9 protein-coding genes are annotated in these 13,162 nt (G+C 63.2%); all 9 read left to right on the top strand.

What is annotated here, in order from left to right:
- Window positions 1-264: 264 nt before the first annotated feature.
- The 9 genes from HT136_RS03450 to HT136_RS03410 all read left to right on the top strand — a co-directional run bounded on the left by HT136_RS03450 (window position 265) and on the right by HT136_RS03410 (window position 13,138).
- Entirely contained in the window at window positions 265-1,263 is a 999-nt protein-coding gene (locus HT136_RS03450) for an AraC-like ligand-binding domain-containing protein (protein ID WP_214197856.1), read from the top strand.
- A gap of 625 nt (window positions 1,264-1,888) precedes the next feature.
- Complete coding sequence (locus tag HT136_RS03445; protein ID WP_214197854.1) at window positions 1,889-2,464, top strand: TetR/AcrR family transcriptional regulator; 576 nt, start codon at window positions 1,889-1,891, stop codon at window positions 2,462-2,464.
- A 32-nt stretch (window positions 2,465-2,496) separates the two neighbouring features.
- Window positions 2,497-2,976 (top strand): nuclear transport factor 2 family protein, encoded by a 480-nt coding sequence (locus HT136_RS03440; RefSeq protein ID WP_214197852.1) that lies wholly within the window; start codon window positions 2,497-2,499, stop codon window positions 2,974-2,976.
- An 18-nt stretch (window positions 2,977-2,994) separates the two neighbouring features.
- A complete protein-coding gene (locus HT136_RS03435) occupies window positions 2,995-3,732 on the top strand; it encodes a response regulator (RefSeq protein ID WP_214197850.1) in 738 nt (245 codons plus the stop codon).
- Window positions 3,726-5,123: an ATP-binding protein gene (locus HT136_RS03430; RefSeq protein WP_214197848.1), complete on the top strand. Its 1,398-nt coding sequence runs from the start codon at window positions 3,726-3,728 to the stop codon at window positions 5,121-5,123. The genes HT136_RS03435 and HT136_RS03430 overlap by 7 nt, the downstream gene beginning before the upstream one ends.
- A gap of 73 nt (window positions 5,124-5,196) precedes the next feature.
- The gene (locus HT136_RS03425; RefSeq protein ID WP_214197846.1) at window positions 5,197-5,799 is read left to right on the top strand and encodes an RcnB family protein; all 603 of its coding nucleotides are present in this window, start codon (window positions 5,197-5,199) and stop codon (window positions 5,797-5,799) included.
- Between the two features lie 53 nt (window positions 5,800-5,852).
- Window positions 5,853-6,791 (top strand): CE1 family esterase, encoded by a 939-nt coding sequence (locus HT136_RS03420; protein ID WP_214197844.1) that lies wholly within the window; start codon window positions 5,853-5,855, stop codon window positions 6,789-6,791.
- Between the two features lie 365 nt (window positions 6,792-7,156).
- Window positions 7,157-11,128 carry a PIN domain-containing protein gene (locus HT136_RS03415; protein ID WP_214197842.1) on the top strand — a complete coding sequence of 1,324 codons (3,972 nt, stop codon included), beginning with the start codon at window positions 7,157-7,159 and terminating at the stop codon, window positions 11,126-11,128.
- 150 nt (window positions 11,129-11,278) lie between these two features.
- Window positions 11,279-13,138: an SIR2 family protein gene (locus HT136_RS03410; RefSeq protein WP_214197840.1), complete on the top strand. Its 1,860-nt coding sequence runs from the start codon at window positions 11,279-11,281 to the stop codon at window positions 13,136-13,138.
- The last annotated feature ends 24 nt before the right edge of the window (window positions 13,139-13,162 follow it).

Below are 13,162 nucleotides of genomic sequence, written 5' to 3'. Positions count from 1 at the left end.
GTGATTGTCTTCCTGAGCCCATCGTGGGTGGAGGCTGGCAAGGAATCTATCCGCGCTTGGCAAAGCGCGCGGGTGAATGTCCGTTCTTGGCAAGAAAGTGGTTTACCTGACCAGTGAGCGCGAAAGCGAAAGCAGGGAACCAACGGCCAGATTGACTCAGATCAAATTTGTGACATGAATCGGGCACGTGCACCGCCGCGACCATGGTTGCAGCTCACATCACAGAACGCACGATTCACAGGGTTTTAGAAGTGGGGCGCTCTCATGCCGGACATGTTCGAGCCGTTGGCGGCGGTGAAAGGTCAGCATTCGTTACGTGGCTGCCGTCTGTTCGAGACACATGACGTCGAGGATGCGCGCGATCGGATTTCGAGCATCATGCAACCGCACACGCTCAACCCTCTCACGCGTGGAGCCTATCGACCGGACAGCCCGTTGTTCATGGATTATCTCAAGCTCGGCACCACGGGGATGGGCACCATAGGGCTTGGTCGCATGGAAGTGGATGTCGGTGAGGTCGACGGCTATCATCTTTTGGTCTGGTGTCTTTCCGGAAGCGCGCGTGTGCGCAATGGACGCGAGGACATTGCGGTCAACGCCCTCCACGCAACGTGCATCGCGCCAGGCGAGCGGTTTCGCGGAGAGTTCAGCAACGATGCCGAGCAAATCGTCTTCCGGATCGATGACAGGACGCTGCGCGCACGGCTCCCGGGCAAGTCGACCGCGCTACGTCCCCTGATTGACTTGTCGGCCCCCAAGCTGCGGCCGTGGCTTAATCTCACGGAATCGTTGTTGCGCGACCCGTTTACCGTCGAACTCTTGCGCACGACGCCCAGGATCGCTGCCGAATACGAATCCCTGCTTCTCGAGCTCCTTGTCGACGGCCTTGAGACGGCAGTTCATTCAGAACCTGGTCGCGGCGCTGTTCCGCGCAGTGTTCGCCGGGCCGAAGAGTTCATCCACGCCAATTTGGCTAATTCCATCCGGCTGGATGATATTGCGGCGGCATCCGAGGTACCCACGCGAACGCTGCTCGATGCCTTCAAGCAATTCCGCGACACCAGCCCCATGCGCTATCTGCGTGACGTGCGGCTCGATGCGGCACGCGCAGCCCTGGAATTAAATGGCAGCGATACGGTGTCTTCGATTGCCCTGGATTCAGGGTTCAATCACCTAGGTCGTTTCGCGCAGGATTATCTGGCCCGTTTCGGCGAAACGCCGTCCAGGACACGATCGCGTATCAGGCGCGGCAAGAGCCTGTAACGCGAGAGGCCGACGGCGTTTTCGTCCTGTCGCGATCTTCGAGGAAATGCGCCGCCGGTAGCCGGATATCTGGTTAGCCTTGCGCCATGCCCGGCCAGCCCCGCCAAACACACGCGCGGCCTGGACCTTATTGGGCGGGCACTCGCCTTTCCCGCCATCGCGGGCTTTGTGTTTGCCGGCATCGGGCCCGGCGTACCGGCCTGGAGCGCAGGCCCCGCCCTCGCGGGAGCAGCGGTCTCTCTCGTCGCCGCGCCCGTGTTCCTTTGGTCGCAATCGCGCAGGCCGCATCCAGAACGGGCATCCGTTTCAGCACGCACTGGCGCGCGATCGAAAGCATTATACCAAGTCTCTGAGAAGCTGACGCATCAGACTTGGTAAATGTTCACGCGCCGCACGGGCTTAACCAGAAGGCCCCGGCGCAAACGGTTCGTCGGCATGCAACCAACGGCCTGCGGACTGCGCGCTTGAACTGCCCGAACCGCTCGAAACGGCCCATAGCGGCAGTCGGCGCGGTCCAGGCAACCCGGCACTTTGCCGTCTGGGCCGCTCGAGACGGAGCTCTTGCAGTGCGAGAACGATCGTTCTATGGGGAGAAACGATCATTCCTTGCCGGCTCCTCGAACCCATGCCCTGCGACTTTCTTCCCGCCCAGCGCGCCCTGCTCGACGCCACGGAACACCTCATCTACACAGGGGGCATCCACGCCACCGGCGTCGATGCGATCGTGCGGAAATCGGGCATCGCGCGAAAAACCTTATACCGCCACTATCCAACCAAGGAGGCTTTGGTGGAGGCTGCGCTGCGGCGCCGGGACGATCGCTGGATGGCCTGGTTCATCGCGGCGACTTCGGGGTACACCGATCCGCGCGCGCGCCTGTTGTCCTGTTTCGACGCGCTCCGGGAATGGTTCGCTTCGGACGGCTTCCACGGCTGCGCGTTCCTTAACGCGGCGGGCGAGATCGGCCCGGCCACCCACCCCATTCGTGCGGTGTCGCGGCTGCACAAACGCCGGCTGTTCGAATACGTGTGCACTCTCACGCGCGAGACCGGCCTGGCTCAGCCGGACGAAATCGCCGAAGAATTTCTCGTATTGATTGACGGCGCCATTTCGCTGGCCCTCGTCTTTGGTGATACGCACGGCGCCGATGCCGCCGCACGCAGTGCCCAGCGACTTCTCAGGCACATTCCTGTGTCCTCCTGACCCGCGGCCCTTTCACCTTCCAAGGAACGCCCATGTCCACCACCGAAGAATCACGCCCCCCGCTCCCGCCTTTCACGCACGAGAGCGCGATACGGAAAGTCCGTCTGGCCGAGGATGGCTGGAACAGCCGCGATCCGGTCAAAGTCGCCCTGGCCTACAGTCTCGACACGCGTTGGCGCAACCGCACCGAATTTGTGGAGGGGCGCACGCAAGCGCAGGCTTTCCTCGCCCGCAAGTGGGCCAAGGAACTCGACTATCGGCTGATCAAGGAGCTCTGGGCCTTCACGCAGGACCGCATCGCGGTGCGTTACGCCTACGAATGGCACGACGATTCAGGAAGCTGGTTTCGCTCCTATGGCAACGAGAACTGGGAGTTCGCACCTGACGGGCTCATGATCCATCGCCACGCGTGCATCAACGACCTTCCGATCACCCAGGCGCAGCGCAAGTTCCACTGGCCCCTGGGACGCCGACCGGACGATCACCCCGGCCTTTCCGAACTCGGGCTTTGAAGCGCGCCGCGGTTTACCATGGTGTCTCCTGACAATGTTGAACGCGCGACAGTTGCCATTCTCGAGGACGACCCCGAGATCCGCGAACTGGTCACGATGCTGCTCGAACGCGAAGGCTACGAGGTCCTCGTTTTCGAGACCTCTAAAGAGCTCGCCGCGAAGGGCGTTCTCGAACGCATCGACTGTCTTATCCTCGACCTGATGCTTCCGGGCGAGGACGGGTTGACGATCTGCCGCTCGCTTCGAGGCGACTATCCCGGACTTCCCATTCTGATCGTCACCGCCAAGAGCGATCCGGTCGATCGTATTGTCGGTCTCGAACTGGGGGCGGACGACTATCTGGCCAAACCCTTCAACTCGCGCGAATTGCTCGCGCGGCTGCGATCGATCCTGCGCCGCACGCGCGAACTGACGCGCGACCGGTTGGGCGAGGTGGGAACAGGCCTTGCCTTCGAGGGGTGGCTCTTGCGGGTCGATGCGCACGAACTGATCGATCCCGAGGGCCACGCGGTGGCGCTTACGACTGGGGAATTCGATCTTCTTCACGTCCTCGCCAGTCACCCCCAGCGCGTCCTCTCGCGCGAGTTCCTGATCGACGCGACGCGCGGCCATGGCGCCACCCCGCTCGATCGGGTCATCGACGTGCAGATCGGTCGCCTGCGCCGGAAACTGGGTGGCGCGGTACAAGGCACACCGCTCATTCGGACCGTGCGCGGTGATGGCTACGTCTTTTCCCCGAGGGTCAAACCATGCTGACACGCCTAAAGCTCGATGGCCTGCGTCTGCGGATCGGAGCAATCGTCTTTCTCCACGCGTTGCTGGTTTATCTGACCCTCGCGCTGTTCTCCGGCGAGGACCTCATTCCCACCCACAAGGTCTACATGCTCCCCGCGCCCGACCGCGTGGAAGCAATCGTTCTGGCGTTCGAACGGGCTCGCCCTTCGAATTACCCCGATCTGATACGAGCCCTCGACGACGACCGGCAAAGCGTCCGCATTATCGAGGCGCCAGCACGCGCGGTCATGCCAGACACCGGGGACGGGAGCGATCTCGCAGCCGCGCGGGCGTCCAACCCGTATCGCGAAGCTCTGGGCCCGCGCGCGTTCTGGATCGAGGCAAATGGGCGCGACGTGCTGAGCGCGCTCGACCAACAGCCGATCTATTCGGCCACACCCTATCGTGTTCTCGTTCTTCTGGCGAACGGACGGGCGGTCGAGATCGTGCGTTATACGACCGCGCCGGTTGCCCGTTTCCTAAGCCGACGCCAGTGGTTGAACGGCGCGATCCTGGTGGTCGACCTGCTCATCATCGCCCTGCTCGCCGCCCAGTCGACGGTTCCGGTCGCCCGTTTACTGCGGGCCGTGCGCCGCGACGACATAAGCTTGCTGCCCTTACGCGGCGGCGCGCGGGAATTCCGCGAACTGGCACTCGCGTTTCGGGCGATGCGCGAAGGCCTCCGTCGTGCGCTCGATGAGCGTACCCGGATCGTGGCCGCCGTAGCGCACGATTTTCGGACCTATCTGACCCGGCTCGAATTGCGCACCGACTTCATCGAGGATGCCCGTCAACGCACGAAGGCACGCCTGGACCTCGACGACATGCGCCAGATGATGGACGACGTGTTCGTCTTCGCACGTCCCGACACGCAAGACGCGGACGAGATGGACACGCTCGACGGCATCGACGTCGCCAAGGAACTCGCCCCTATCGTCGAAGCCCGCAAGGACGCTGGGGAAAATGTTTCGATGGTGGCGCGATCCGGCAGTGAGGCCGGTGCCTGGGCGCATGTATCGCGGCTGGCGTTTCGGCGTATGATGGCGAACCTGCTGGATAACGCGCTGCGCTATGGCCAGGGCGCGGTTATCGTCTCGGTGGGCCTCGAGGGGGATGAGGCGTTCGTCTGCGTCGAGGACGATGGCCCGGGCGTGCCCGAAGAGCATCTCGCATCGCTTACCGCGCCGTTCAGGCGCCTCGAGACCTCGCGCGCGCGCCATACCGGGGGCGTGGGCCTGGGACTGTCCATCGTCGAGGCCCTTGCCCATCGCTTTGGTGGGTGGCTCGAACTGGAGAACCGCCGTCAGGGCGGCTTTCGCGCGTGTCTTCGCCTGCGCCGCGCCCTGTCGCCTACCCCGGGCCCTTGCTCATGACACAATCCGTTTAAAATTGGCGCAATTTTCCGTCGTCTTGCCCGACCAGAAAGGGCAACGAAGGAGTTCCCAAATGCCCAATTCCAAAATGTCGGTCGCCTGGCTCGCAGCCGCTGTCACGCTTGCTGGCCTTACCACGCCGGTGCCCTCGTTCGCCCAGAGCCATCCTGGCCCTCCGTCTTCGGGCCACGGCGACCAGGCCCCGGGGCCTTCGCATCACGACGAAGGCTATCCAGACCATGCTGGCGGCGCCAATGGCGAGAAATCCGGCCATTCCGATGGCGGTCATGGACCATTGCCGCCGTCTTCCGGCTCGCATGGAGGATATCCTGAAGGGGCGCCTCACAGTCATCGTCCGCCTCCGTTCGCCGATCGCGGCCGTGCGGGCTGGTGGCATGAGGACCCTCGCTTCACCGGCTATCGCGGACGCCGACCGGGCTTCTATTTCGCTCCGGGCTATGGCTATTACCGCGTACCGGCAGGCTTCGCCTCCGGCGCGTTCGTCGCCGGCGTCGTCCTTCCCGTCGCGATGCGCAGCTACGTCGTAGCCGAGCCTTCGGTCTATGGGCTTCGAGCCGCTCCATACGGCTATGGCTGGTTCTATGCGGGCGACAGTTTCGTGCTCGCCTCGCTGACGACCGGCGTCGTCCTGCAGGCTATTGCCGGCGGATGGTGACCGATTGATCGCGCCCCTCGAACCATTCGAAACCCGTACCAGAGTAGAATTCCATGACCTCTCGTTTTCGTGCAGTCTTTAAGAGGGTGGCTCTCCCCCTCCTGTTCGCCGCAGGCTTGGCCTCCCCCGCTAATGCCCGCGAGCACGTCGAGCACATAGCCTTTCAGGGGCGTGACCGTACGTTCACCGTACATCAGCCCGACACCGCGCCGCCTCCCGGCGGATTTCCGGTCATCCTCGCCTTCCACGGCGGCGGCATGCAAGGCGCGCAGATGGCCAAGTTGACCCATCTCGATCGCACTGCAGACACCCACGGCTTCATCGCGGTCTATCCCGACGGCATCGACAAACACTGGAACGATGGCCGCACGACAATTCGCAACCCGCAGGACGACGTCGGCTTCGTGAAGGCGCTCCTCGCGAAACTCGCGGCGCAGTCTGCGGTTGACCCACGCCGCATCTATGCAACCGGTATCTCCAACGGCGCTCTATTCGCCGAGCGTCTGGGTTGCGACCTCGCCTCACAAATCTCCGGGATCGCCCCCGTCGCGGGCACGCTCCCGGTCGACACCACTCCGAAGTGCCATCCGGCCCGGCCGGTGGCGGTCCTGCAGATCGATGGAACGCGCGATCCGATCATGCCCTTCGAGGGCGGCTCCGTCGCCGACTTCGGCGGCCGCGGTGAAGGTGGTAACGTCCTTTCGGTCACCGAAACGCTCGCCTTCTGGCGCGCACACAACGGATGTGGTGCGCCTGTCCGCCCGGAGACGCTCGCCATGAACGCCCGCTTTGATCGCACGCGCATCGTCCGCACGCGCTCTCAAGGCTGCCCTCGCATGGCGCCTGTCGAACTTCTAACGGTCGTCAATGGGGGACACACCTGGCCCGGCGGCCCCCAGTACGCACCACGGATCTTCGTCGGACTGGCCAGCCAGCAGATCGACGCCAGCGCACAGATTGCCGAGTTCTTCCTGAACCTGCCCCCTGCCTGAAAAATGCAATTCGGCTGCTGGCGCGCCGTTGTGGATCTGGAAGCGGGCCAGCAGCTTTACGCTCAAATAGCGGGACGCGCGTTCGAGCGCAAAGGCTCCGGCCGCCTCGCCGGTCGACCAAACCGCTGCGACCGTCACAGGTTTCGCTATCGTGATCCATACCCGCAATGCGATCAGCGCGGGCAAACCCCATGGGCCCAACGGATGAGGTCGGCCGTTGTACCGAGCGCACGCTTGAACGGCAAATCAAGAATAGGCCAGGGAAGAGAAGCAGGCGATGGCCCGCACCTTGAAAGTCACGGGCATCTTGCCAACAGGTTACGCACAGTCGCCTTCGACTTCACAGTAGCGCCACGCGGCTGGTCATGGCTAACCTCGCCGCCATGCAATCAAGCAATGTCATAGGAATTCCGGAAAGCTCCGAAGTGTTCGAGGATCGGTGCGCTACGCTCTTTCAACACTATTTCAACGACGCGGGCGTGAAAGGTGTTGCCACCTCGGGAGCGGATCAACAGGGCATCGATCTTATCGGTCATCGTGACGGCGACCCGAGACGGCCGGTTGCGGTTCAGTGCAAGCTCAAGAAGCGCAATGATCCGCTGAGTGTCCAGGAGGCGCGCTCGGACATTGTCAGGGCGCTCGCGATAGAGCCCCAACTTGCTGAAATCTATGTCGTCACGACGGGGAACGACACGCTCGCCCTGGACAACTTGGTGACACAGCTAAGACAGGAACAAGCCGATCTGGGGCGGTCTGTCGAAATTCACATCTGGGGCTGGAACGAACTTCAACGCCGTATTCGCCAATACCCGCAAGCCCTTCACGCTTTCGATCCCGAATACAGCGCATCGACCGACGAACTGCTGGGCCTGGGGCGCGCAGGCCTGAACCTTGGGCAGGACGTGATGTCCGAAGTGTCGGCCGCACGCTCTGATCAACAGGTCATGGCCAGCGATGTGCAGCAGATCCTGGCTATCGTCCGCGGGGTGGACATGGAGCCAAGCCCTGCGATGGACAAGGTCCTGGACCAGCAGATCGATTCCTTTCGCGACCTGCTGAACCGGGGCCGCCCCGACACGGCCGCGACGATGCTCAGCGATCTGGAAGATAGACTACCGGCGACAGCTTCGCCTTCGGTGCGCGCGCGTATCAAAGCCAATCTCGGGTTTGCGCGCATGCGCCAAGGCCGCGATAAGGAGGCTGCGGCGTTCTTTCGAGCGGCCTATGCCATCACGCCCGAAGATCGCAAGGCACGCGCGAACCTGGCGCTGGGCCTCCTGCTCGAAGGCCAATTCGCTGAGGCGCTCGCGCGGTGCCGCTGTCTGCTTGAGGAAGATCGCGGGGACACGCTGTCCGCCGCCTATGCCTATCAGGCCGCAGCCATGGGGAAACTGTCCGCCAACCCCGAGGCGTTTGTTCCAGAGGAACTGCACAGCGACGAAAACGTCGCGATCCATCGCCTCAACCTGCTGCGGCAGAACGACGACGCGGCCTGGCGGACATCGGCGGCAGATTTGCTGGAGGCGCATCCCGATTCCGGTGTGGCGCAAAGGCTGGCAGCCGAGGCCTTGCTGGAAGAGGGCTTTGGTGGGCTTTCTCTCCATGAAGCGACTTTGCCAGAAAGCGATGTGCGGGCGCGTATCGAACGCGCCGCGGCATTGCTTCAGGCGCATTGGGACGAAGTCCGGCTTTACGAGAACGCGGGTCAACCCGTCTGGGCAGGTGTTGGCGTCAATCTCGTAGCGGCCTACCGGAGCCTTCAAAGGTTCGACGATGCCTGCCGCAGCGCCGACCAGGTGCTGGCGGTGGCCCCGGCCTTGCCCGAAGCCCTCATTGCACGCGCGCACCTTGACGTCCTCGAGGATGCGCCGGCCAAAGCGATCGAACGCGTCCGAGACCTTCCCGAGAGCGCAGCCCGGACGATGGCCATGCTCGTGGCCCTTTGCGAATTGGCTGACTGGCCCGCGCTGCTCGCATTCGCTAGCGCGGAGCGGCGCAGTGCGCTTCGCGTGGAGGATCGCGCAATGTTCGATACCATGCGGGCACGTGGCCGCATCGGTTCGGGCGCATCGCAAGCGGAAGCCGAGTTGCACGCACTTCTCGCGGACTGGCCGGGCGATGCCGCCGTTCTTGGCGGCGCCGCGCGGATGGCGTGCTCCCATGCCCCCGAACTGGCAAAGGCGTTTCTGGCGCAATTGCTCGATCGGCTTTGGACGCAATCGCCGAAGTTCATGCGGGTGATGGCTGCGGAAACGGCCGTAGAGCTCGACGACACGGCGGCGGTCATTGCGGCGCTTGACGGCCATATCGCGAGCGACCACCTGAGCCCTCCCTTGCTCTGGCTTGCCTGGGCCTTTGCCAACGCGCCGGTGACGCCGCGAACCCGCCAATTCTTCGACGAGATTGCGCCGGACGTGATCGCCTTGCCCCAAGTGGCGCGGTTGGCCGGAGCGGCGGCCGATGCACGCGGCGATATTGCCGGTGCCGAGCGGCATCTGAAGCAGACCCTCGCGGCAAGCCCTGAGGACCTTCGGGCCCGGATCATGCTCTACAAGGTCTATCTGCGCGCCGATCGCAAGAGCGCTGCGGACGAACTGGTGCGCACTTTCGACGAGACAACCGCGGTTGGCTGCGAGGAGGACAAGATGCGCCTGGCGCAGACGCTTCGATACGCCGGAGAGGACACGCGCGCTTTCGAACTGGCCTATACGGTTGCCTCGCACCATCGCGGTCTCGAGGAGGTCGTGCAGATGTATCCGGGGCTGTTTTTCGCAAGCGATCGCTTGCCGGAAGCGTTGCAGATGGATCGCCCGGCGCAGATTGGCGACTGGTTCCGGCTCGAGGACCTTGGCGGCGGCAAGGACGTCAGCGGGCTGCTGTCAGCGACGGCCACCCCTGAAGTCGTGAACTACCCTCCCGACCAGCCTCTGGCGATGGAAGTCCTGGGACGCAAGGTCGGCGACCGGATCGTTGTGGCGCAAGGCATCGGTGCGGCACGGCAATATTGCCTCAGGGAACTCAAGCACCGCTATGTCTGGCTGTTGCACGACATCCTGCATACGCATGCGACACGCTTCCCTCAATCGCGCAGTATGGGGTCACTGACCCTTCAAGGCGGGGACGTGAAGCCTGTTCTGGACATGGTGCGCGAACACCATGAGCACAGCGTCGATATTTGCCGGGCCTATAACGAGGCATCACTCCCCCTGCAAATCCTGGCGGCACTCAACCATGTGAGCGTGCTCCAGATCGCGGAACTGGTGCCCCAGCACGGCGGGGAGATCCGGACCTGCCTGGCGAGCCCGCAGGAACGGGATGCAGCCCATGAGGCGTGTCTGCACGCCAAAGGCCATGGCATCGTCCTGGATACGCTCACGGCGTGGTGCGCATACCATTTCGATCTTCTGGAACCGATGCGTGCCTTCTTCGGGCCTCTCACCATCTCGCAAAGGACGATCGACGAGCTTGTCGAGATGCGCGCCAGGGAAGAAATCCACCTGGGCCGGGAATACATGACCATCGGATACGTGGGCAGTGAGGCTGTGCGGCAGGTCCACACTCCAGAGGAAACCCAAAAGCGGGTCGCCATGTTCTCGCGAACGGTGGAAGCGCTCACGGCAAATTGCGAAGTGCTGCCCGCCGAAGGAGCCGATGACGATCAGCTTGCCCGGCTGGTGCACCGTGAAATCGTCGAAGGTATCCTCGATCCCATGCTCCTGGCGCGGCAAACAGGACGGCTGCTGGTCTCGGATGATCTGCATCTGAGGCAGTTGGCGGTCAGCCTGGGCTTTGCACAAGGCGCATGGCTGCAGGCGGCCGCGCGCGCGATGGTCGAGGTAGGCGTTATCGACATGACACTCTACGCCTTGACCGTGGCCCGGCTGGCCTCACGGCGGCACGGCCATGTCTGGCTCGACGCAGACATTCTGATCGAGCTCCTCAAGCACGAGCACGGCAAGGCCTTGATCGAGACGGTATCCGGCTACATCGGAGGACCGAGCGCCGACATTGCTGCGCATTGCCACGTCGTTGCCGATTTCATGAACAAGGCCTGGGACAGCGGCGTTGTCTCGTGGCGCGCGCAAGCGGCGGCAAGCATCCTGATCACCCGCCTGATTTCCAAGCGGGCGGACTGGTGGGACACCTTGGATCGCCTCTTCCACACGTTTGCTCGAGCCGGAGGCAGGGGCGTGAGGAAAGACCTGTCGCAGATCTACCTGCAAGACTGGCAGCGTGGCCACTTCTTGCGCAGACCGGGAACGGCCTCGACCCAACGGACGAGCAACAACCGCTCAAAGAGCCGCAGAAACCCTGACACCGCGCGTCGAGATCGATAGTGATAGAATGGGCAAACAAGAGCGACCCGTCGGGCGGCAGGGGTTCACGAAACGGTATCCACACAAGGGATAGCAACAGCTTGCCCGAGTAATGCCAGTATATCTTTGACAGGTAATTGAAGGAATTGCGCCATCAGTTCGATACCCACCATGTCAGCCAAACAGTTTGCGACCGCCTTCGCGCTGAGACCCAACCTGGTCAGTTGGTTTCTCGGGGCGGGCGCGTCGGCGGCATCGGGAATTCCCACCGGCTATGCCATGATCCGGGATTTCAAGGCGCAGATATTTTGCCGGGAAGCGAACGTCTCGAGGCGTGAGATCGACACCGCGGATCCAGTCTGGTCCGAACGTATCGATGCCTTTTTGCGCCAGCGCTCGCTTCTCCCGCCCGAGAACGATCCAACCGAATATGCCGCGGCCTTCGAGGCCGTCTATCCTCAGGCGCGACATCGTCGGCAATATATCGAAAACGCCATTGCCAAGGGCACAGCGTGTTTCGGCCAGAAGACCCTGGGCAGCCTGATCGCTGCGGGCAAGGTCGACTGCGTGTTCACGACCAACTTCGATCCGCTGGTCGAGGAGGCAACCGTTTCCGCAAACGCACAATTGCCGCTGGACGCACAGGTCCGGCCGACGGTTGCGGCCATCGACTCGGCCGAACGAGCAATGCGTTGCCTGAACGAGTCCGCTTGGCCGCTGATCGCGAAACTTCACGGAGACTACCAGTCGATCGCGATCAAGAACACAGGTACCGAACTCGAACGGCAAGATGAACGCATGCGCCATGTGCTGGTTGAGGCAGGCAAGCGCTTCGGCATGATGTTCGTTGGCTACAGCGGCCGCGATGCATCAATCATGGAGGCGCTGGGCGCAATTCTCGAGGGGCGCGATCCTTTTCCGAGCGGCCTGTACTGGATGACGTCCTCGGCATCGCGCCTCCTGCCCGCCGTCACGCAGTTCCTGAGCCGAGCCCATGCGGCGGGTGTCGACGTGGCCATCGTGGAATGCGCCACCTTCGACGAGTTGGCCTCGGACATTTTGAGCACGGTCGATCTGATCGATCCGCTATGCGACTGGGTCATGGCCGGACGCCCCGCGCCACGCCTGGTGCCGGTGCAACTTCCCACGGCGGAAGCGCGATCCTATCCGGTTCTGCGCTACTCTTCCTTGTTGATCGAGGCCATGCCTCGTACCGCTCGGCGCGTGACGCTGTCGCGGGCGACGACCACGCCTGAAATGCGCACGATTCTCAAGGAAAAGGGATGCCGGGCCACGGTCGCAGCCAATGGAAAAGAGCTGGCCGTCTTCGGGAATGATGAGGAGATCCTTGCGGCGCTGGCTCCTTACGATGCCCGATTGGCAGGCGAGGTCGAACTGAATCCCGGAGCAGACAGTTGGGCGCTCGGTTTGCTTTACGAGGCACTGGTGCGGGCCCTGGGCCGGCGTCGGCCGCTTATCCCTCGCTACGAGCGTTCCGGCCATTCTCTCGTTGTCGCGCGTGCGCGGCCGCAGGATCCTGCGGAACGCGCACGCAGGGACAAGCAGATCCTTGCGAGACTTCGCAGCGCCTACAACGCCGATTTGACCGGGCGAGTCCCCAAGCTGGGCCTGCCATTTCAGGAAGGCGTCTTCCTGAAGCTCGAGCAGGTCAATGCCTGCTGGTGGTGCGGCTTTGAGCCGTACACGTTCGTGCAGCGTCCCAGGGGCGAGACCGTCTCAGAAGCCGATGCGAAAGGACCGCCCGCTTCGGATCCCATGGGGCAGCGTCCCCATCATGGCGGAGATCCGGCCGGAGACTGGCGAAGGGAGCGATGGGCGCAACGCTACAACCGCAACTGGGCGAGCATCATCGATGCCTGGGCGCAGCTCCTGACGGCGGGTGCTGGCGGGAGAATGGCGGCCCTGGGGCTCGCGGACGGCGCCGGGATCGATGCGGTATTCGAAATTTCGCCGGTTACGGGCTGGAGTCGCCCGAGCCATCACCATGCCTATTTCAACAGGAGCAAATGATGAGCAGCCCCGCTCTTGCATCCA

It is taken from the genome of Novosphingobium profundi (assembly GCF_018491765.1).
Classification (GTDB): Bacteria; Pseudomonadota; Alphaproteobacteria; order Sphingomonadales; family Sphingomonadaceae; genus Novosphingobium; species Novosphingobium profundi.
The sequence above is the reverse complement of the archived record's forward strand: the minus strand, read 5'-3'. Positions and strand labels throughout refer to the sequence as shown.

What these genes read in the sequence shown, in the direction of transcription:
- HT136_RS03445 (WP_214197854.1), top strand. Translation starts at nt 1,889, where the DNA reads ATGCCCTGCGACTTTCTTCCCGCCCAGCGCGCCCTGCTCGACGCCACG.
- HT136_RS03410 (WP_214197840.1), top strand. Translation starts at nt 11,279, where the DNA reads ATGTCAGCCAAACAGTTTGCGACCGCCTTCGCGCTGAGACCCAACCTG.
- HT136_RS03440 (WP_214197852.1), top strand. Translation starts at nt 2,497, where the DNA reads ATGTCCACCACCGAAGAATCACGCCCCCCGCTCCCGCCTTTCACGCAC.
- HT136_RS03430 (WP_214197848.1), top strand. Translation starts at nt 3,726, where the DNA reads ATGCTGACACGCCTAAAGCTCGATGGCCTGCGTCTGCGGATCGGAGCA.
- HT136_RS03415 (WP_214197842.1), top strand. Translation starts at nt 7,157, where the DNA reads ATGGCTAACCTCGCCGCCATGCAATCAAGCAATGTCATAGGAATTCCG.
- HT136_RS03420 (WP_214197844.1), top strand. Translation starts at nt 5,853, where the DNA reads ATGACCTCTCGTTTTCGTGCAGTCTTTAAGAGGGTGGCTCTCCCCCTC.
- HT136_RS03435 (WP_214197850.1), top strand. Translation starts at nt 2,995, where the DNA reads ATGGTGTCTCCTGACAATGTTGAACGCGCGACAGTTGCCATTCTCGAG.
- HT136_RS03450 (WP_214197856.1), top strand. Translation starts at nt 265, where the DNA reads ATGCCGGACATGTTCGAGCCGTTGGCGGCGGTGAAAGGTCAGCATTCG.
- HT136_RS03425 (WP_214197846.1), top strand. Translation starts at nt 5,197, where the DNA reads ATGCCCAATTCCAAAATGTCGGTCGCCTGGCTCGCAGCCGCTGTCACG.